Below are 19,813 nucleotides of genomic sequence, written 5' to 3' on the forward strand. Positions count from 1 at the left end.
ATAAAAAAAATCCGCCTGCTAGGGCGGATTTTTATCTTATTGAAAAGGAGACAATTACTTGTCGTCTTTGCCTTTTTCCATTTGTTGTTTAAGCTGAGAAAGGGCGTCAAGATCACCTAAGGTAGCTTTGTCTTCCTGTGTTTTAGGAGCGGCTTTCTTAGTTGATTTTTTCTTAGGAGTAGCTGCTGGCTTCTCTTCAGCTGCTACTTCAGAGTGAGTAGCTTTGTGCGAAAGAACGATCTTTTTATCGTCTTTAGAGAATTCCATCACTTTAAAGTCTAATGACTCACCTACGTCAGCTTTGCTTCCGTCTTCCTTAATCAATTGTTTTGTGTTAGCAAAACCTTCGATTCCGTAAGGAAGCTCAAGGATTGCTCCTTTGTCGTTTTTATTAACGATAGAAGCTTTATGTACAGAACCAATTGAGAATACTGTTTCGAAAGTATCCCATGGGTTCTCTTCAAGTTGCTTATGTCCAAGAGCAAGTCTTCTGTTATCAACGTCAAGCTCAAGTACGATTACTTCAAGCTCATCGCCGACTTTAACAAACTCAGAAGGGTGCTTGATCTTCTTAGTCCATGATAGATCAGAAACGTGTACAAGACCATCGATTCCTTCTTCAAGTTCGATGAACAATCCGAAGTTAGTCAGGTTACGTACTACACCTTTATGCTTAGTACCAACAGCATATTTAGTAAGGATATCTTGTTTAGTCCAAGGATCCTCAGTAAGCTGCTTAATACCTAGTGACATCTTTCTTTCGTCTCTGTCGATAGTTAATACAACTGCCTCAAGTTCATCACCAATGTTAATGAAGTCTTGTGGATTGCGTAGGTGCTGAGACCATGACATTTCTGATACGTGGATCAGACCTTCAACTCCAGGCTGGATTTCAAGGAATGCGCCGTAATCAGCAACGTTAACGATCTTACCTTTAACTTTTGAACCAACTTCGATCTTCTCATCAAGTGAATCCCATGGATGAGGAGTAAGCTGCTTCATACCAAGAGAAATTCTCTTCTTCTCATCGTCAAAGTCAAGTACAACAACGTTAACTTTTTCGTCAAGATTAAGAACTTCTTCAGGGTGGTTGATTCTACCCCATGAAATATCAGTAATGTGAAGTAATCCATCTACACCACCAAGGTCGATGAATACACCAAAGTTTGTCATATTCTTGATAACACCTTCAAGAACCTGACCTTTTTCAAGGTTGTTAAGAATTTCAGCTTTCTGAGCTTCGATATCTTTCTCGATAAGTACTTTGTGTGATACAACAACGTTGTCGTTAGCGTAGTTGATTTTAACAACTTTAACTTCCATTTGCTTTCCAACAAATACGTCAAAGTCGCGAATTGGCTTAACATCGATCTGTGAACCAGGAAGGAAGGCTTCGATACCGTAGATGTCCACGATAAGACCACCTTTTGTACGACGCTTAACCGTACCCTCGATCACTTCATCATTGTCAAGAGCAGACTGGATTTTTTCCCATGCCTTAACGATTTTCGCTTTTCTTCTTGAAAGAACTAACTGTCCGTTAGCATTTTCTTTTTCTTCAACGAAAACCTCAATTTTCTGTCCAACTTTCAGATCCGGCACGTCACGGAATTCAGAAGCAGATACCAGGCCGTCAGATTTGAAACCGATGTTCAAAACAACATCTCTGTCGTTGAAATCAACAACAGTACCCTCTACAACCTCTTTTTCAGTAACCTCATTTAAGGTCTGGTCGTAAAGTTTTTCCATTTCAGCTCTTTCTTTCTCAGAATAGCTGTCTCCAAACCCCTGGTCACTAATGTCATCCCAGTTGAAGTCTTGATTTTTTGATTCTTCTGCCATAATAATATTAAAATCACCCGTTTATACAGCATAAAACCCGGGCTGCTTTTTATGCCATTTATTTTACAATATTCTGTAAGCCAATAGTTTACAGAATCGCTCACCTGAGCGGAGCGCAAAATTAACCAAATTATTTGATTTTCACTAAGTAAGCTCCTTAATCTTTGTCCTGATTCAATATAAGTAAGGGCTTTCTGATGTGGGTGGCGAGATAGTGACTTTTACTTTTTCCGAGTAAATTTTGCCAGAACCCTTTTTCGCGATGCAAATTTACTACAAGGTCTATTTTATTCTCTTCGAGGTATTCTTCTAATGCCGGGGTAAACTTTGCTGAAGGTACAAAATGATATGAATGAGGAGAGTCTTTTAAAATGTTTTCAAGAACCAATCCAGCCTTGATTTCCTTTTCGGAAGGATGTTCCAGATCTTCACCTGCATACATAACATGAACCCGAAACCCAAAAGCCTTACTTAAAGTATTAAATACTCTCATGTTCTGGTTGTCTTTAACTTGCTTGAAGTCATAACTGAACACTGCTTCCCTGAAATCAAAATTCTCCTGCTCCTCTGGAATGATCAGTATAGGTTGGGTAACTGTGTGAAGGACATCGGTAATTGTATTGCCCAAGATCGGTTTTTTGTTTTTATATTTTACCGGGTTTCCCATAATTAGAAGGTCCGGGCGAAAAGATTTGATATTATCTAGAATAGCCTCTAGAGCAAATGCCAGGTCCGGATTAAATTCAATTTTCGATTCATTTAATTCTGGAATGTCTTTGACGATGTTGTCATATTTCTTTTTTGCCTCAGCCAGATATTCGTCTATAATTGAACGGTCAAAGGTATTGGCAACATCCATCATCGGAAATGGCGCGTTGGTACCGTGAAGAATCATTATTTCACAATTCTCAATTTTTTTACCGATCAGAGAAGCTGCTTTTAAAGAAGGTATTGCAGCTTCATTAAGATCAATTGGAACTAATATTTTCATCTATCTGCCTGTATAACTAAAAGAGGTATTTCACTGTGAAAGGCTAATTGTTTTGTAATGCTACGCTTAAATAATTTAGTTATTATATCATGTTTTCGTGGCATAACAGCTAGAAGATCCGCATCGGTTTTTTCTGTGAAAGAAAGAATTCCTTCTTCAACTTTTTCTGCTTCCAAATATTTAAATTCATGTGGTATGCTTTTGAAGTGCAAAGCCAGTTGTTTAGCCTCAAACCGCTCCTCTTCGTCGAGACCTGTGACACCATCAGTGTCAATATGTAAAATATGAATTTTTGCCCCGACGAATTTAGCCAGGTCTATTAGGAAAGCAATAGTTTCTCTTTTTGGTACATGTCGAAAATCACTGGTAAAAACGATTGTCTTGAGACTTTTTAAAGAAGCTTCTTCGGGAATGATTATAATAGGTATCTTAACTGTTTTTATAACGTTATACGCATTACTGCCTATAAGTACCTCATCTATTCCTTTAGCCCCATTGGTGCCCATAATAACGAGTTCAATATTTTCGCTTTCTATTGCATCTTCTATTGCGTCGTTGACAAAATCATAGGTAGACTTTAATTGAAAGGTCACTTTTTTTAATTCCGGAATTTTTTCTTCCAGATTCTCAAACTCCCTATCAACATCTTCCTTAACTTCTTTATGCAGTTCCGGGTCTACTGCAACTCCGGATTCCATTTCTACCCCGTAACAGGAATACGGTATGCATGTAAAAGTACTACCTGTGCATTCATCGTTCTCGCTAAGGCGACTCCCTCTTTTGCTGCATTTAATGAGCAAGTACTAAAGTCTATTGGAATTAATATTTTTTTGATGACCATTGCTGTCTTTTATTTAATTGGTTTTACGGACTGATCCCCGTAATTGTGATAGATCTAACTTTTCAGTTTATTTAATCAGCTAACGCCTAAAAAGCGTAATAAATGATAGACTGCAGCGGAAAGTGAAATATCAATCTGGTAATCACTCTATTCTGTCAGTTTCATTACCTAATTAAATATAGTTTACAAAGGACTAATTATCAAGCTATGCAACTGATAAGAATCAGTAAACCAAAAGACTTTTACCAACGTATTCCAAAAACAAAAATACCCGGACTTAATGCCCGGGTATTCAAAAAAATCGTACAAGTTTAGGTACAGGTATAGTTCAAAAAATCGTTAAGTTTAAAAAATGGCTTAGTTTAAAAAATCTTTAGATTAAAAAAATCAACTTCTCAGTTAAAAAATGATTTGTATCAATTAAAATATATTCTGATCATCTGATCCATCTCATGTGAATATATTCTTACAAATCTCGCGTTATCAAAAGCTTTTTCCATGTTCTCTTCTCTTTTCATTTCACATTTGTAAAGATAGGCCCTTATTGTCTTTTTCCATGAAAAAAACGAGGTCTACCTTTCGAGTGTAATAAATATCACCTAATATAAATTTGCTAAAAATATTAGTTTACTAAAAAAATTAGTATCATTGCTAAATGAAGGGTAGAGGATCAGATTTTAATTTTAATAACCGATTCTATAAAGAGAAAATTGGTTTATTCGAACCAGATGGGATAGATATTTTTGATTCAGGTGATGTAGTAAATACAAAATATTATAACGATAATCCAAAAAAATAATAAATAAGGTCAATAGCCCGGATCTCAGGCTGGATTTTTCAGTCAACCCTTACCAGGGATGTGAGCATGGATGCAGTTATTGCTATGCCAGAATGAGTCATGAATACTGGGGCTGGAATCCCGGACTCGATTTTGAGTCAAGGATAATAATTAAAAAAGATGCACCCCGACTATTGGAAAAGGAACTGATGGCACCTTCATGGAAAGTTTCTCCTATAATGTTGTCTGGTAATACTGATTGTTATCAGCCAGTAGAAAAAAACTAAAGATAACAAGGGCACTTCTTCAGGTATTTAATAAATACAAACATCCCGTTTCCTTAATTACTAAGAATTCTCTGATTGAAAGAGACATTGATATACTTGAAGAATTAACAAGTGAAGATTTGTGCCATATATATATAAGTATAACCACGCTGAATGAAGAGCTTAGAAGAGCAATGGAACCAAGGACAGCTACTTCAAGGAAAAGGCTGGAAGTTATCAGGAAATTTTCTGAAAGGAATATTCCTGTTGGTGTGATGGTGGCTCCCGTTATTCCGGGACTGAATAATACCGAAATACCAAAAATAGTTGAATCTGTTGCTCAGGCCGGAGCCATTAAGGTTGGCTATACTGTAGTAAGGTTAAGCAAGCCTGTTTACCAGGTTTTTGATCGGTGGCTAAAACAAAACTTTCCCGACAAGTATAAAAAAGTGATCAACCAGGTTAAGACTTTGCACGGAGGAGACGTGTCAGATTTGAAATGGGGCAGGAGAATTAAAGGTGATGGTCCTATAGCAGAAATTATCAGGCAATCTTTTCAATCAAGTATAAACAAATACATGCCCGACAGAACTATGCCGGCCTTTAATCTTAATTCATTCAGGAAAGGCGGAACACTTAAATTAGATTTTTGATGTAATTTTCATGTAAGAAAATTCATATAAAACAACAATTGATGTTTTGTTTAAGCTTTTATCAATCAGTCTCTTAAATGATTAAATAACTCATATTCGTAATTATCGCATCAGTTAATTGTAACTATTGTAATGAGTCATACTTATTAGGCTTTCTTTGAAAAGTTAAACAAAACAATATACCAGGAATCTTATTTAAAACAATTCTAAATTAAATAGCTTTCATATTAGAAAAGACTAATAAATCGCTGAAAAGCACTGTTTTGAGCAAAATGCAAGAAATTATGTATGATTTAAAAGTATTTTGTCAAACCTCTTTGTTTGAAAACAAGCGTTCGCATAGTAGATTTGTAGCGATTTTAAAGGATGTAGTATACTGAAATGAGTATAATCAATTACTTAAACGAAAAGAAAATGGCTCTGGGTTGCAAAATGAGGAACTTTTTGTTCCTAATTTGTATTCTGTCGGGTACTGTGGCGTATGCCCAGCAAGACTCGGCTACTGCTGCAGGTGATGCTGCTGCGGGTGGTGAACAACAGGAAACAGCTGCTGCAGATGATGCTGCTTCAGGTGGAGGAGAAAAATTCCCTGGGATTCCCACGGATCAGGCTTCAATATCAGCCGGTCAGGAATTATTTGAAGGAAACTGTAAAACTTGTCACAACATCCACACTAAGTTAGTTGGACCTGCTCTGGCAAATGTTTACGAACGAGTTCCGGGTGAAGGAGAAGAATCGATAGAATGGCTTCACAATTTCATCTACAACTCACAAAAAGTTATTGCTTCTGGCGACCCATATGCTGAACAGCTCTGGGAAGAATATAAGCCAACTGTTATGACGTCTTTCCCTTTCGAAAAAGAGCAGGTAAAGAACATCTTAGCTTATATACAGCAGGAAACTATTAATGGGCCAGAGGAAAAAACAACTGTGGTTGATCCTCAGGATCCAAATGCTGCTCAACAAACAGGAATAAGCAGTACTTATATGTCTGTTATTCTTGGCGTATTGATCTTTGTACTTGTTCTGATCTTAGTTGTATTAATCCTGATTGTTAATATCCTTGTTAAGTATCTTAAAGACAAAGAGGATCTTGATGAGGCCGACAGAGAAGTAATCGAACAAAAGTTTAGCTTTAAGGATCTTGCAACTAATAAAGTATTCCTGGCAATTATCACAGCGATTTTTATTGCCGTAGTTGCTAAGACAGCTATCGATGCTTTATATACTGTAGGTATTCAGCAGGGATATCAGCCGACACAACCTATAGCATTCTCTCACGCATTGCACGCTGGTGAATACGAAATTGATTGTAATTATTGCCATACAGGTGTGAGAAAAAGTAAAAATGCGAATATTCCTTCAGCTAATATTTGTATGAACTGTCACTCAGTTGTTAAAACAGAGTCACCGGAAATACAAAAAATTTATGCTGCTGTCGAGGAAAATAAACCAATTGAGTGGATTCGTATTCATAACCTTCCTGACTTAGCTTACTTTAATCACGAGCAACACGTTGAAGTTGGAGAGATCGAGTGTCAGACTTGTCATGGTCCGATCGAAGAGATGGAAGTAGTATATCAATATGCTCCGTTAACAATGGGATGGTGTATAAACTGTCACCGTGAGACCGCTGTTAATGCAGGTGGTAATGACTACTACAATAAACTCGTTGAATTACACAATCAAGAGACAGATGAACCAATGACTGTTGAGGATATCGGTGGTCTTGAATGTTCTAAATGTCACTATTAATTAAAGAATTTCTTTCCCTAGATATAGATAGATTGAAATGAAAAAAGTAAACAAAACATACTGGAAAGGCCTTGAGCAGTTGACAAACGATACTGAGTTTGTTAAGAATGCACAGAACGAATTTCCAGAAGTCCCTGGTGAAGGTGAAGATGCACCCTCGAGATCACGTCGTGATTTCCTTAAAATGATGGGATTCAGCATCGCAGCAGCATCTCTTGCAGCTTGTGAGGCTCCTATCAGAAAAGCAATTCCATACTTGAACAAACCGGTTGATGTTGATCCGGGAATACCTAACTACTATGCATCTACCTACTTTAATGGTGGTGATGTTTATAGTGTGGTTGTAAAGACCCGTGAAGGTCGTCCGATCAAATTAGATGGTAACAAGCATGGTGTGTCAGGTGGTGCTATCACTGGACAGGTTGAAGCTTCTGTGTTGAATCTGTATGATACAGCCAGACTTCAGAATCCCAAAAAAGGAGAAGCTGATATCACCTGGGAAAAGCTTGACGCTGAAGTAAAATCTAAGTTGTCTTCAATTCAGGCTAGTGGTGGTAAAATTGCTGTTGTTAGTGAAACAGTTAATTCACCATCTCTTAAAAAAGCATTAAACAAATTTGCTGATAAATATCAGAATGTAGAGCATGTTATGTATGACCCGATCTCTGAATACGGAGTGATGGCCGCACATAAAGCGACATTCGGAGTTGACGCAGTACCTTCATACAACCTTGAAAACGCAGATGTTATTGTTTCAGTAGCCTCTGATTTCCTTGGTTCAAGAAGTAATTCAGGACAGTTCTCTAAGGCTTACGGTAAGATTCGTAAAGTAAGTAAAGACAATCCTGAAATGGCTCGTCATTACCAGTTTGAATCAAATCTTTCTTTAACTGGTGCAAATGCAGACTACAGAACTCCAATCAAACCTTCTCAGGAAGGATTTGTAGTTGGGCAGCTTTATAACTTATTAGCTAGAAAAGCTGGGGCTTCTCCACTTTCAGGTGTATCAGGAGCTGAAGTAGCCAATCTAGAGAAAGCTGCAAACGATCTGTGGAAAGCAAAAGGTAAGAGTTTAGTAATTGCGGGTTCAAATGATCCAGATGTTCAGATCGTTGTAAATGCAATAAACAACTTACTTACAAACTACGGTTCAACTATCAACATTGATAAGCCTGCTTATTACAGATTAGGTAATGACAGGAAAATGAACGCATTTGTAAATGGTTTGGCTAAAGGAGAATACAGTGCTGTTATCTTCTATAATGCTAATCCGGTTTACAACCATCCAAAAGGAAACCAGATTGCTTCTGCTTTACCTAAAGTAGATCTTTCAGTTTCAACTAATGGTACTGTTGATGAAACTTCTTCATTGACTCAATATATTGCTCCGGATCATCATTTCCTTGAAGCATGGAACGATGCCGAGCCTATGAAAGGTCATTTTACTCTTGGTCAGCCTGCTATCAGGCCGCTGTTTAAAACCAGAAATGCAGGAGAGTCTTTCCTTGTATGGTCAGGAGACAACACTTCTTACTATGACTTCTTAAGAAAAAACTGGCAGGAAGGGCCATTCGCTAATCAGTCTGAATCAGGTGATTTCGATAATTTCTGGAACGAGACTTTACATAAAGGTGTTTATACCGGAAATGTAGAGATGGCTGAAGTTACAGAAGCAGTTGAATCTGATGAAGACGCTACTAGTGAAGCGCAGACTTCTACCGGGTTTAATGCAAACCTTGCAGCTGTAGCATCAAATATAAAGAAGAATTACAAAGCCTCGAGTAAGAATGTCGAGCTTGTACTATATACAAATGGAACAGGTAATGGTAGCATGGCTAACAACCCATGGTTACAGGAAATGCCTGATCCGATCACAAAAGCAACATGGGATAACTACCTGACAGTTTCTCAGTCTTTCGCCCGGGACAATGGGTTAGATATGAAGGAAGGACAAACTGTTACAGCTACCCTAAAAGTTGGCGGACAAACTATGGAAGTACCGGTTCTTATCCAGCCAGGACAGGCTAAAGGAACAATGGGACTTGCATTAGGATATGGTCGTCAGAAGGCTGGTAAGGTAGGAAATGAAGTTGGAGTAAATGCTTATCCTCTTCTTGCTGTTAAAAATGAATTCGTATCATTTAATGTAACAGAGGGAGTTTCTGTAGAACCAACAGGTAATACTTACAGAATAGCACAAACTCAGACTCATGAAACCGTAATGGAAAGAGATAGCATTATTAAAGAAGCTACTCTTAAACAATATAAAAAGGATCCTAAAAGCGTTGTTGATCACCCAGAATTCCATACTTCTGAAGGTTTAAAAAGACCTGAAGCGATTACTTTATGGAATGGGCATGATTACAACAACCACCACTGGGGTCTTGCTATCGACCTTAACTCATGTACTGGTTGTTCAGCTTGTCATATAGCATGTCAGGTTGAAAATAACATCCCGGTAGTAGGTAAGGAAGAGGTTCTTAACCGTCGTGAGATGCACTGGATAAGAATCGACCGTTACTATAGCTCACCAGAATCTGCTGATTCTTATGACGAGCTAGAAAATGCGGCAGACAATCCTGAAGTTGTATTCCAGCCAATGATGTGCCAGCATTGTAATAATGCTCCTTGTGAAACGGTATGTCCGGTTGCTGCTACGACTCACAGTACTGAAGGTGTTAACCAGATGACTTACAACAGATGTATCGGTACTCGTTACTGTGCTAACAACTGTCCTTACAAAGTAAGAAGGTTCAACTGGTTCAAATACCATGACAACAAGCAGTTCGATAAGAACACTTCAATGGACAACGTATTAGGTAAGATGGTTCTTAACCCTGATGTAACTGTTCGAGCAAGAGGTGTTATGGAAAAATGCTCTATGTGTGTTCAGAGAATCCAGGCTGGTAAGTTACAGGCTAAAACAGAAGGTCGTCGTCCGAATGACGAAGATGTTACAACTGCCTGTGCTGCGGCATGTCCTTCAGATGCAATTGTATTTGGAGACCTTAAGAATGAGGATTCTAAGATCCACAACTTATTGAAAATAAGAGAAGTAGAGAATGATGCAGATGGAATGGAGATCGGAGAGGAAAGAGCATACGCTGTTCTTGAAGAACTTCGAGTAGATCCTAATGTATTCTACTTTGCTAAAATTAGAAATAAAGACGAAGCTTAAGTTTAACCCGGAGATTGTAAATAAATTATGCAGGTTACTTCAACAGTAAGAAAGCCCTTGGTTACGGGTGGTAAGTCATACCACGACGTAACGCAGGACATATGCCAGTATGTGGAACAAAAGCCACCAAAGACTTGGTTAGCCGCATTTACTTTTTCTTTCCTTGTACTGATAGTAGGTACTTATGCAGTAGTTGAAACGCTGTGGGAAGGAATTGGTGCATGGGGTCTTAACAAAACAGTCGGCTGGGCATGGGATATTACCAACTTCGTATGGTGGGTTGGTATTGGTCACGCAGGAACGCTTATTTCTGCAATTCTATTGCTCTTCAGACAAAAATGGAGAACATCTATTAACCGTGCAGCAGAGGCGATGACGATTTTTGCCGTTATTTGTGCTGCTATGTTCCCGGTACTTCACATGGGTAGACCATGGTTAGGAGCATACTGGGCACTACCATTACCAAATACATTCGGATCTCTTTGGGTGAACTTTAATTCACCACTTCTTTGGGATGTATTTGCGATATCAACTTATTTCTCTGTATCATTAGTTTTCTGGTACATTGGTTTAATTCCTGATTTCGCTACAATCCGTGATAGAGCAACGAACAAAATAAGTAAAGCTATATACGGCGGTCTCAGCATGGGCTGGGACGGAGGTGCTAAAAACTGGATGCACTACGAAGCGGTATCATTGATACTTGCAGGTATTGCAACTCCACTAGTACTTTCTGTACACACTATTGTATCGTTTGACTTCGCTACTTCAGTTATACCTGGATGGCATACAACGATCTTCCCGCCTTACTTCGTTGCTGGTGCGATCTTCTCTGGGTTCGCAATGGTATTGACCTTAATGTTGATAACCAGAAAAGTTTATCACCTGGAAGACTATATAACAATAAACCATATCGAATTGATGAATATAGTGATTCTAATCACTGGTTCAATTGTTGGTGTTGCCTATATCACAGAGCTATTCATGGCGTGGTATTCCGGTGTTGTTTTTGAACAATATGCATTCATTAACAGGGCAACCGGACCATACTGGTGGGCTTATTGGTCAATGATGACTTGTAATGTTATCTCTCCACAGCTTTTCTGGATCAAAAAGATCAGAACGAGTATTGTCTCTACTTTCGTATTATCAATAATCGTGAATATCGGTATGTGGTTTGAGCGTTTCGTTATTATCGTAACTTCGCTTCACAGAGACTACCTACCATCGAGTTGGGCAATGTTCACTCCAACGTGGGTAGATATGGGAGTTTACTTATTTACCTTCGGTCTGTTCTTTACGGCGTTCTTCCTATTCGCGAAGTTCTTCCCAGTAATCAACATGGCTGAGGTGAAATCTGTTTTGAAATCTAGTTCTGAACGCAAAGCTTAAGATCGATGGATACAGGAAAAAATTACTTGGTAGGTATATTCACTGACGAAGACGATGTAATGTCAGGAGTACCCAAAATAAAAGAAGCAGGAGTTAAAATTGAAGAAGTTTATACTCCTTACCCTGTTCATGGACTTGAGCATGTACTGGGTTATAGTAAATCAAAATTGCCAATGATCGCATTTTTCTTTGGATTGACAGGTACTACCCTGGCTTTGGTAATGCAGATTGGAATGATGTATTGGGATTGGCCAATGATAATTGGTGGTAAAGACTTTTTAGCATTGCCGGATTTTATCCCGGTTACTTTCGAGTTAACAGTACTACTTACCGCTTTTGGTATGGTTGGTACATTTTTCGTCACCAGAAATCTGAAACCATGGGCAAAACCAAAGATATTCGATATACGAAGTACTGATGATAAATTTGCTATGGCAATTGACCTGGCAGATAATAAAAAGTCAGTAGAAGAAATTCGAACTATCCTGAGTGAAGCGGGTGCTTCAGAAGTTAATGAGAAAAGCTTTGAATAAACAATCGAGAATGATGTCATCAATACAAAAATATTTTTATGCGTTAGTTGCCATTTCAGTATTGGCTTCATGCTCTGCAGATGGTGATAATCCGGGCGTTGAATATGCACCTCAGATGTATCATACAAAGCCCTACGAACCATTATCTCAGATCACAAATGAGGAAGCTGGAGACTGGTTAAGCAGTGACGAGGATTCATTAGGTGAATTTTATAATTCAAACCCTTTTAATCCGCATAACATGACTATGCGTAAACCTGCAGATAACACTGTCAGATATACTGGAACTGCTCCACTACCTTATGAAATTCCTAAGGATAGTTTTGATCTGGCTGCACGAACTCTGTCTAACCCTATTGATTCTACTGATGCAATAATCACACAGGGTAGAGCTCTATATGACCGTTTTTGTCTTCATTGTCATGGACCTGAAGGAAAAGGTGGTGAAACGGGTACAGTTGGAAAAGTATTTGCCGGTATCACAAGTTATTCTTCAATGGGTGTGAAGGATAAACCTGCTGGTCATATATTCCATGTAATAACTCATGGTAAGGGCCGTATGGGCGCTCATGGTTCTCAAATAAGCCAGGAAGAGCGTTGGAAAATTGTTCGTTACGTACAAATTCTGCAAAAGAAATAATAAAAGAAATGCAAGCTGTAAATCACAACCTTGACGAAAAATTTAATTTCACCTCTTCCCTGAAGAAAAAGGTGTTTATCGTCGGTATCGCAGGCTTATTGCTTATGATAGCCGGTATTTTCACAACTTCATCAGGAGATCATCATGGTGAAGAATCACATGAAGCAGTTGCTGAAGTAGTTGTTCAGGACCAGGATCAACATGGTGAAGATCATGCTTTGGATGCAGAAGACAGTCCGGGTGAAGCTTCTCATGGAGCTGAGTCTCATGGAGAATTTAGCTGGGCAGACAGATTAAAAGCTGATCTGTGGATTAATAATATGTATTTTACTGGTCTGGCAATTATTGGAGTATTCTTTTTTGCAATACAATATGTTTCCCAATCAGGATGGTCGGCAGGAATACTTAGAATACCAATGTCATTTGGAACCTGGTTGCCTATAGCATTTGTATTAATGCTTGTAGGATATTTCTGGGGAGGCCATGAAATATTTCACTGGACTCACGGATATTTATATGACAAATCAAGTCCTTTGTTTGATTCAATTATAAATGGTAAAGCGGCATTTTTCTTTTGGCCAACTGAGCCATCGGGAGATTATCCTTTCCCTATTTTTGGTTTGTAAGATTAGTATTATTCTTTGCACTTTGGTACTACATGTTCGTTACAATGCGTAAAACAGCATTGAAGGAAGATTTAGATCCAAATACAAAGTATTGGCATAAATTAGTAAAACAAGGTGCTGTATTCTTAGTGATCTTTGCAGTAACAAGTTCTGTATCTGCATGGGATTGGGTTCTTTCAATAGACACTCACTGGTTCAGTACTATGTTTGGCTGGTATGTATTTGCCAGCTGGTGGGTAACTGGATTAGCAGCTATCACATTAATAGTTTGTTTATTGAAGGGTGCTGGTTATTTAACTGTAGTTAATAGTAACCACCTTCATGACCTTGGGAAATTTGTCTTTGCATTCAGTATTTTCTGGACCTATATCTGGTTCTCTCAGTTCTTATTGATTTATTATGCGAATATTCCGGAAGAAACAATTTATTTTATTGAGAGAATGAGCAGTCATCAATATGCACCGTTCTTTTATTTCAATTTAATCATAAACTTTTTCTTCCCATTCTTGTTCCTAATGACAAGAGATTCTAAACGTCATATGACATTCTTGAAAATTGCTTGTATTGCAGTTTTAGCGGGTCATTGGATTGACTTTTACCTGATGATAACACCAGGTGTATTGAAAGAGAATGGTACTTTTGGCCTGATGGAAATTGGTTCAGCTATGTTCTTTGGTGCAGCATTTACTTTTGTAGCACTAACTAGCCTGGCTAAATATCCGTTAGTACCGAAAAACCATCCGATGTTGGAGGAAAGTTTACATCATCATATTTAATTAAACTGTAACACTCGATAAAATGGATAATACGTTATTAATATTAGGGGCTTTCGGAGCGATTCTGATACTTGTGATTCTAATTACTGTATTCAGAGTAATCACCCTGGTTGACGTTGCGAAAGGTTCCGATAAGAAACGTGCCTCAAGTAGTAATTTTAATAATGCCCTTTTAATGCCAATCTTCGGATTGTTGTTTTTAGGAGGTATATTTTATTATTCCTGGGCAAGTTATGAAGATTACAAGCTTCCTGTAGCTTCAGATCACGGAGTTAGGACGGATGAATTATTCTGGATCACAATGCTTGTTACTGGAGGAGTTTTTGTTATCACACATATTCTGTTATTCTGGTATGGCTGGAGATACAGATTTAGTGAAAAGAAAAAAGCATTGTTCTATCCTGACAATACTAAACTCGAATTAGCCTGGACTATCGTTCCTGCTATTGCATTAACGGTATTGATTCTTAGCGGTCTATTTGTTTGGAATGATATGACTGCCGAAGCACCTGAAGAAGCTATAAATATTGAAGTAATGGGTTATCAGTTTGCATGGGGAGTAAGATATCCTGGCGACGATGGTGAACTGGGAGATTATAATTATCAGTTGATAGATAATGTAAATGCGTTCGGAGTTAACTTTAATGATAAAGCCGCTCTTGATGATTTCATGCCATTAAAACTGGTAATTCCTAAAGGTACTCCTGTAAACTTAAATATCAGGGCAAGAGATGTACTACACAGCGTATTCTTACCTCACTTCAGAGTGAAGATGGATGCTGTGCCAGGTATGCCGACAAACTTTCATTTTGTGGCGACGAAAACTACAGAGGAAGTTAGGGCTGAAACAAAAAATCCTGATTTCAAATATGAAATGGCTTGTACTGAAATTTGCGGAAGAGGTCATTTCTCAATGAGAATGGAAGTAGAAGTCCTTACTAAAGAAGAGTATGATAAGTGGGCAAGTGAGCAAAAGACATGGGTAAATATGAATCAGGACTATTTCACAGAAGGAAAAGGGAAACGATTCGAATTACCAAAACTGGCTGAAGAAGGTCAGGAGAACGAAGAGAAATTATCTGTTAAAGCAGCACTTTAAGATTAAAATTAGGGACAATGTCTGAAGTTAAAACACAAAACGTGCACATCGATTCTCATGACGAACATCATGATGATCATGCACATCACGAAACGTTTATTTCAAAATATATTTTTACTACCGATCATAAAATGATTGGTAAGCAATTCCTGATGACAGGTATTTTCTGGGCACTAATTGGTGGTGCACTCTCCCTGATATTCAGGATTCAGTTAGGTTTCCCTGAAGCTGATATTTCATGGATGAAACCGATGCTGGGTGAATGGATTACTCCTGAAGGAAGATTAGACCCTGAGTTTTACCTGGCTCTAGTCACAATGCATGGTACGATAATGGTATTCTTTGTATTGACTGCAGGATTGAGTGGTACCTTCAGTAACTTTCTGATTCCATTACAGATTGGAGCCAGAGATATGGCTAGTGGATTCATGAACATGCTTTCATACTGGTTCTTCTTTGCTTCCAGTGTGGTTATGTTCTCTTCACTATTTATTGAAACTGGTCCGGCCGCTGGTGGATGGGTAGTATATCCTCCATTAAGTGCACTAGAGCAAGCTATACCGGGATCCGGTCTTGGTATGACTATGTGGCTGGTTGCAATGGCGTTGTTTATCGTTTCTACTTTATTAGGTGGTATTAACTATATAACTACAGTAATTAACTTGAGAACTGAAGGAATGTCTTTTTCAAGACTTCCACTTACAATTTGGGCTTTCTTTATCACAGCTGTGATCGGATTGCTTTCATTCCCGGTTCTTTTTGCTGCCGCGTTGCTATTAATATTTGACAGAAGCTTCGGTACAGCGTTCTATTTATCTGATATTTATATCGGTGGAGAAGCTTTACCTCAACAAGGTGGTTCACCAGTTTTATACCAGCATTTATTCTGGTTCCTGGGGCACCCTGAAGTATATATTGTGATTATGCCGGCTTTCGGTATCACATCAGAAGTAATTTCAACAAATGCCAGAAAGCCAATATTTGGTTACCGAGCTATGGTTGGGTCACTTCTTGGTATCGCATTCCTTTCATTTATTGTATGGGCACACCACATGTTCGTATCGGGTATGGATCCGTTCTTAGGTAGTGTATTCATGCTATTAACTCTTGTGATTGCGGTTCCATCTGCTGTAAAAGTATTTAACTATCTGACCACACTATGGAAAGGTAATATCGTGTTCACACCTGGTATGCTTTTCTCAATAGGACTAGTTTCCCTGTTTATTTCAGGTGGTCTGACAGGTATTTTCCTTGGTAACTCGGCTATTGATATTCAGTTACACGATACTTACTTCGTAGTTGCTCACTTCCACCTTGTAATGGGTAGTGCAGCATTCTTCGGTATGATGGCCGGAGTTTATCACTGGTTCCCTAAAATGTTTGGTCGAATGATCAATGCTAAACTGGGCTATGTACACTTCTGGTTAACTTTTGCAGGGGTTTACCTGGTATTCTTCCCAATGCATTATATTGGTATTGCCGGATTCCCTAGAAGATATTATACATGGAGTTCATTCGAAACATTCAGCAACATATTCCAGGATCTGAATGCTTTCGTTACAATAGCAGCTATTATAACATTTGTAGCTCAGTTCATCTTCCTTTTCAATTTCTTCTATAGTATTTACAGAGGAAGAAGAGCACCTCAGAACCCATGGCATTCTAATACCTTAGAGTGGACAACACCAGTAGAGCCTGGTCATGGAAACTGGCCTGGTGCAATACCTACAGTTTATCGTTGGCCTTATGATTACAGTAAGCCTGGTGCAGCTGAAGATTACATTCCTCAGACAGTACCATATTCTGAAACTCCGGAATCTAATACTGATTTCGAAAATGAGCTTGCTGCTTTAGAGAAGGAAAGTGGAGTAGAAGAAGTTGACGAAACTAAAGAATAAGACTAAATATATTAATCTATTCAGAAAATGCGGTGTACTCACCGTATTTTCTGTTTATATACTCATTCTTGTAGGGGAATAGTTCGTTCTACCGGAGCAGGTATGGGGTGCCCTGACTGGCCAAAATGTTTTGGACAATGGGTTCCGCCTACCAGTGAAGAACAACTTCCCGAAGGATATGAGAATTACTATACCCAAAAGAGGGTAGAGAAAAATAAGAAACTTGCTGGATATCTAAATGCTCTTGGGTTTTCATCATTAGCATATGACATCTCAAATGATCCGATGGTACTGGAAGAACAACCATTCAATCCAACTAAAACATGGATTGAATATGTGAACCGACTAGTCGGAGTGGTAATAGGTCTGTTTATCTTTGCTACTCTTGTCTTTTCTGTTCCGTTTGCCTTCAGTAATAAGAAAGCATACTTTTGGTTGGCTTTTCTTGCCTTTATTCTAGTTGGAATTGAAGGTTGGATAGGAAGCATCGTGGTTTCCACTAACCTTATGCCATGGATGATCACGGTTCATATGTTACTGGCTCTATTCATAGTATTGATTTTAGAGAGACTTATCTTTAAAGTCATGGATCATGATGAGGTTGATTTACCTGCCAGGTTTAAAGTGATTCTCTGGGTCGGATTAATACTGTCGTTTGTTCAGATAGTACTAGGGACACAGATTCGTGAAAGTATTGATGAAATTGCATTAGCATTCGGAAATAGTCAAAGAGAATTATGGATCGGTGAATTAGGACTTGGGTTTTATATTCACAGAAGTTTTCTTTAGTTATCTTTGTGGTGCATTGTTATGTTGCATGGATATGCTACAAGCTGGGACGCACCTCCGGGAGTTTTTGGAAGTGGTTAACTATTGTTCTTGTAATAATAGGAGTGGAGATCATTTCCGGGGCTATTATGGCATATTTCGCTATCCCGGCATTGATGCAGCCTATACATCTTGTATGTGCAGCATTAATGGTTGGAATTCAGTATTGGATCATACAGATCGTTAATAAAAAGAAAGAAGTAATAACTGTCCATGAATAATTCGGCAGAAATAATAAATACTAATACAGCTTCAGTTCGCTTTAGGGCATTTGTTATGCTATTGAAACCGAGGCTGTCTATGCTGGTAGCTTTTTCATCAGCCTTTGGGTACGTATTAGCTATCAACGGAGCTGTTGATTGGTTCATACTAAGTATGCTGTCAATCGGAGGGTTTTTAGTTTCAGGTGCTTCAGTCATATTTAATCAGATCATTGAAAAAGATCTCGATGCGATGATGAACCGTACTAAAACCAGGCCTTTACCTCTCGGAATAATATCATCTTATGAAGCATTGATTTATGGATTAATTGTAGGTATTGCCGGCCTGGTAATGCTATATATTTATACAAACCCATTAACAGTTCTTCTTTCATTTATATCCATGCTTCTTTATAGCTTTGTATATACGCCACTTAAAAGAGTGGGGCCGATAGCTGTATTTGTAGGAGCAATTCCAGGAGCTTTACCACCGCTTATCGGATGGGTTGCTTTTTCAGGAGATATTACTTTCGAAGCATTAGTAATCTTTGGAATTCAGTTCATTTGGCAATTCCCGCATTTCTGGGCGATAGCTTGGGTTGCTGATGATGATTATAAACGAGCCGGTTTTAAATTATTACCAAATGGAGGTCGTAAAGATTTTAATTCAGCTGTTCAGATAATGACTTATACATTATTTTTGCTGCCATTGAGTTTGCTACCGGCTAAGTTTGGAATCACCGGAATAGACTCTGCCATTGTAGCAATTGTGTGTGGTGTCTTATTTTTGGCGCAGACCTTTAAATTAATGATTGATACAAGCAGAAAATCTGCTTTAAAAATAATGTTTGGTTCTTTTATATACCTGCCGGTTGTGCAGATAGCATTTATGTTGGATAAGGTTTAGATATGGAAAAGGAGAAAGAAAATATGGAAGGACAATTAAAAATAACCAGGGAGTCGAAAGGCATCCTGAATATGCATCCGCAAAAATTTGCAATGTGGCTGTTTTTAATAACAGTTTCTATGATTTTCGCGGCTTATACTAGCGCTTATATTGTTAGGCAAGGCCAGGGAAGTTGGATACCTTTTGATTTACCTGTGACATTTTTGTATAGTACAGGAATTATAATATTGAGTAGTATTTTTATGCAACTCGCATATTATGCTACTACAAAGAATAAAAAATTACAAGTAAGGTTTTATATTATATTAACTTTTATAGCTGGAATTGCATTTTTATTTATGCAACTGAAAGGTTATGGGAATTTAGTAGATATGAATCTTCATTTTTCTGATCCTAATAATGTTAGTGGATCATTTATTTATGTAATTACCGGAGTTCATGGTTTTCACCTTATAAGTGCGTTAATAGTTCTTTTAGTTATACTTTTAGATACATTTAAAGTAGAAAATATCAAAGAGAAACTTGTACGATTGGAGATTGGTACAACTTATTGGCACTTTTTAGGTGGACTTTGGATTTTTTTATATTTATTTTTGCAACATTATTAATA

Annotated in this window: 20 protein-coding genes; 16 read left to right on the forward strand and 4 right to left on the reverse strand. The window is 38.1% G+C overall.

Features of this window, described 5'->3' with window-relative positions:
* Window positions 1-54: 54 nt before the first annotated feature.
* The 4 genes from rpsA to DCC35_RS21490 form a co-directional block, all read right to left on the reverse strand.
* Entirely contained in the window at window positions 55-1,842 is a 1,788-nt protein-coding gene (rpsA, locus tag DCC35_RS07540; RefSeq protein WP_137090207.1) for a 30S ribosomal protein S1, read from the reverse strand.
* A 157-nt stretch (window positions 1,843-1,999) separates the two neighbouring features.
* A complete protein-coding gene (locus tag DCC35_RS07545) occupies window positions 2,000-2,833 on the reverse strand; it encodes a universal stress protein (RefSeq protein WP_137090208.1) in 834 nt (277 codons plus the stop codon).
* On the reverse strand, window positions 2,830-3,531 hold the full coding sequence (locus DCC35_RS07550; protein WP_137090209.1) for a universal stress protein: 702 nt from the start codon (window positions 3,529-3,531) through the stop codon (window positions 2,830-2,832). The genes DCC35_RS07545 and DCC35_RS07550 overlap by 4 nt, the downstream gene beginning before the upstream one ends.
* Window positions 3,532-3,533: 2 nt before the next feature.
* The gene (locus DCC35_RS21490) at window positions 3,534-3,674 is read right to left on the reverse strand and encodes a universal stress protein (RefSeq protein ID WP_137090210.1); all 141 of its coding nucleotides are present in this window, start codon (window positions 3,672-3,674) and stop codon (window positions 3,534-3,536) included.
* A gap of 655 nt (window positions 3,675-4,329) precedes the next feature.
* Between DCC35_RS21490 and DCC35_RS21195 the strand changes: the two genes are divergently transcribed.
* The 16 genes from DCC35_RS21195 to DCC35_RS07620 all read left to right on the forward strand — a co-directional run bounded on the left by DCC35_RS21195 (window position 4,330) and on the right by DCC35_RS07620 (window position 19,811).
* Window positions 4,330-4,473 carry a hypothetical protein gene (locus tag DCC35_RS21195; RefSeq protein WP_246070175.1) on the forward strand — a complete coding sequence of 48 codons (144 nt, stop codon included), beginning with the start codon at window positions 4,330-4,332 and terminating at the stop codon, window positions 4,471-4,473.
* A 92-nt stretch (window positions 4,474-4,565) separates the two neighbouring features.
* Window positions 4,566-4,739: a hypothetical protein gene (locus DCC35_RS21200; protein WP_246070177.1), complete on the forward strand. Its 174-nt coding sequence runs from the start codon at window positions 4,566-4,568 to the stop codon at window positions 4,737-4,739.
* Window positions 4,712-5,371 (forward strand): SPL family radical SAM protein, encoded by a 660-nt coding sequence (locus DCC35_RS21205; RefSeq protein WP_246070180.1) that lies wholly within the window; start codon window positions 4,712-4,714, stop codon window positions 5,369-5,371. Before DCC35_RS21200 ends, DCC35_RS21205 begins: the two co-directional genes overlap by 28 nt.
* A gap of 432 nt (window positions 5,372-5,803) precedes the next feature.
* Window positions 5,804-7,126 (forward strand): c-type cytochrome, encoded by a 1,323-nt coding sequence (locus tag DCC35_RS07565; protein WP_137092608.1) that lies wholly within the window; start codon window positions 5,804-5,806, stop codon window positions 7,124-7,126.
* Window positions 7,127-7,163: 37 nt separating this feature from the next.
* Entirely contained in the window at window positions 7,164-10,304 is a 3,141-nt protein-coding gene (locus DCC35_RS07570) for a TAT-variant-translocated molybdopterin oxidoreductase (RefSeq protein ID WP_137090211.1), read from the forward strand.
* A 27-nt stretch (window positions 10,305-10,331) separates the two neighbouring features.
* Window positions 10,332-11,696, forward strand: a complete 1,365-nt coding sequence (gene nrfD, locus DCC35_RS07575) for an NrfD/PsrC family molybdoenzyme membrane anchor subunit (RefSeq protein ID WP_137090212.1) — start codon at window positions 10,332-10,334, stop codon at window positions 11,694-11,696.
* A 5-nt stretch (window positions 11,697-11,701) separates the two neighbouring features.
* Window positions 11,702-12,229: a DUF3341 domain-containing protein gene (locus tag DCC35_RS07580; protein ID WP_137090213.1), complete on the forward strand. Its 528-nt coding sequence runs from the start codon at window positions 11,702-11,704 to the stop codon at window positions 12,227-12,229.
* Between the two features lie 10 nt (window positions 12,230-12,239).
* Complete coding sequence (locus DCC35_RS07585; protein WP_137090214.1) at window positions 12,240-12,869, forward strand: c-type cytochrome; 630 nt, start codon at window positions 12,240-12,242, stop codon at window positions 12,867-12,869.
* A gap of 8 nt (window positions 12,870-12,877) precedes the next feature.
* Window positions 12,878-13,495, forward strand: a complete 618-nt coding sequence (locus DCC35_RS21785) for a hypothetical protein (protein ID WP_317128995.1) — start codon at window positions 12,878-12,880, stop codon at window positions 13,493-13,495.
* A gap of 44 nt (window positions 13,496-13,539) precedes the next feature.
* Window positions 13,540-14,271, forward strand: coding sequence for a hypothetical protein (locus DCC35_RS21790; protein ID WP_317128996.1), 732 nt, complete (start codon window positions 13,540-13,542; stop codon window positions 14,269-14,271).
* A 22-nt stretch (window positions 14,272-14,293) separates the two neighbouring features.
* On the forward strand, window positions 14,294-15,370 hold the full coding sequence (locus DCC35_RS07595) for a cytochrome c oxidase subunit II (RefSeq protein ID WP_137090215.1): 1,077 nt from the start codon (window positions 14,294-14,296) through the stop codon (window positions 15,368-15,370).
* Between the two features lie 17 nt (window positions 15,371-15,387).
* Entirely contained in the window at window positions 15,388-17,268 is a 1,881-nt protein-coding gene (locus DCC35_RS07600; RefSeq protein ID WP_137090216.1) for a cytochrome c oxidase subunit I, read from the forward strand.
* Window positions 17,269-17,295: 27 nt separating this feature from the next.
* A complete protein-coding gene (locus DCC35_RS07605) occupies window positions 17,296-18,057 on the forward strand; it encodes a COX15/CtaA family protein (RefSeq protein ID WP_246070181.1) in 762 nt (253 codons plus the stop codon).
* Between the two features lie 11 nt (window positions 18,058-18,068).
* A complete protein-coding gene (locus DCC35_RS21210; RefSeq protein ID WP_137090217.1) occupies window positions 18,069-18,317 on the forward strand; it encodes a COX15/CtaA family protein in 249 nt (82 codons plus the stop codon).
* 79 nt (window positions 18,318-18,396) lie between these two features.
* Window positions 18,397-19,203, forward strand: a complete 807-nt coding sequence (gene cyoE, locus DCC35_RS07615) for a heme o synthase (protein ID WP_317128997.1) — start codon at window positions 18,397-18,399, stop codon at window positions 19,201-19,203.
* Window positions 19,204-19,205: 2 nt separating this feature from the next.
* Window positions 19,206-19,811, forward strand: a complete 606-nt coding sequence (locus DCC35_RS07620; protein ID WP_246070183.1) for a cytochrome c oxidase subunit 3 — start codon at window positions 19,206-19,208, stop codon at window positions 19,809-19,811.
* The last annotated feature ends 2 nt before the right edge of the window (window positions 19,812-19,813 follow it).

It is taken from the genome of Mangrovivirga cuniculi, from assembly GCF_005166025.1.
Taxonomy (GTDB): domain Bacteria; phylum Bacteroidota; class Bacteroidia; order Cytophagales; family Cyclobacteriaceae; genus Mangrovivirga; species Mangrovivirga cuniculi.

Excerpts from the sequence above, each read along its gene's own strand:
- rpsA (WP_137090207.1), bottom strand. The coding sequence starts at position 1,842 with ATGGCAGAAGAATCAAAAAATCAAGACTTCAACTGGGATGACATTAGT.
- DCC35_RS07545 (WP_137090208.1), bottom strand. The coding sequence starts at position 2,833 with ATGAAAATATTAGTTCCAATTGATCTTAATGAAGCTGCAATACCTTCT.
- DCC35_RS07550 (WP_137090209.1), bottom strand. The coding sequence starts at position 3,531 with ATGGAATCCGGAGTTGCAGTAGACCCGGAACTGCATAAAGAAGTTAAG.
- DCC35_RS21490 (WP_137090210.1), bottom strand. The coding sequence starts at position 3,674 with ATGGTCATCAAAAAAATATTAATTCCAATAGACTTTAGTACTTGCTCA.
- DCC35_RS21195 (WP_246070175.1), top strand. The coding sequence starts at position 4,330 with ATGAAGGGTAGAGGATCAGATTTTAATTTTAATAACCGATTCTATAAA.
- DCC35_RS21200 (WP_246070177.1), top strand. The coding sequence starts at position 4,566 with ATGAGTCATGAATACTGGGGCTGGAATCCCGGACTCGATTTTGAGTCA.
- DCC35_RS07565 (WP_137092608.1), top strand. The coding sequence starts at position 5,804 with ATGAGGAACTTTTTGTTCCTAATTTGTATTCTGTCGGGTACTGTGGCG.
- DCC35_RS07570 (WP_137090211.1), top strand. The coding sequence starts at position 7,164 with ATGAAAAAAGTAAACAAAACATACTGGAAAGGCCTTGAGCAGTTGACA.
- nrfD (WP_137090212.1), top strand. The coding sequence starts at position 10,332 with ATGCAGGTTACTTCAACAGTAAGAAAGCCCTTGGTTACGGGTGGTAAG.
- DCC35_RS07580 (WP_137090213.1), top strand. The coding sequence starts at position 11,702 with ATGGATACAGGAAAAAATTACTTGGTAGGTATATTCACTGACGAAGAC.
- DCC35_RS07585 (WP_137090214.1), top strand. The coding sequence starts at position 12,240 with ATGATGTCATCAATACAAAAATATTTTTATGCGTTAGTTGCCATTTCA.
- DCC35_RS21785 (WP_317128995.1), top strand. The coding sequence starts at position 12,878 with ATGCAAGCTGTAAATCACAACCTTGACGAAAAATTTAATTTCACCTCT.
- DCC35_RS21790 (WP_317128996.1), top strand. The coding sequence starts at position 13,540 with ATGCGTAAAACAGCATTGAAGGAAGATTTAGATCCAAATACAAAGTAT.
- DCC35_RS07595 (WP_137090215.1), top strand. The coding sequence starts at position 14,294 with ATGGATAATACGTTATTAATATTAGGGGCTTTCGGAGCGATTCTGATA.
- DCC35_RS07600 (WP_137090216.1), top strand. The coding sequence starts at position 15,388 with ATGTCTGAAGTTAAAACACAAAACGTGCACATCGATTCTCATGACGAA.
- DCC35_RS07605 (WP_246070181.1), top strand. The coding sequence starts at position 17,296 with ATGCGGTGTACTCACCGTATTTTCTGTTTATATACTCATTCTTGTAGG.
- cyoE (WP_317128997.1), top strand. The coding sequence starts at position 18,397 with ATGCTGGTAGCTTTTTCATCAGCCTTTGGGTACGTATTAGCTATCAAC.
- DCC35_RS07620 (WP_246070183.1), top strand. The coding sequence starts at position 19,206 with ATGGAAAAGGAGAAAGAAAATATGGAAGGACAATTAAAAATAACCAGG.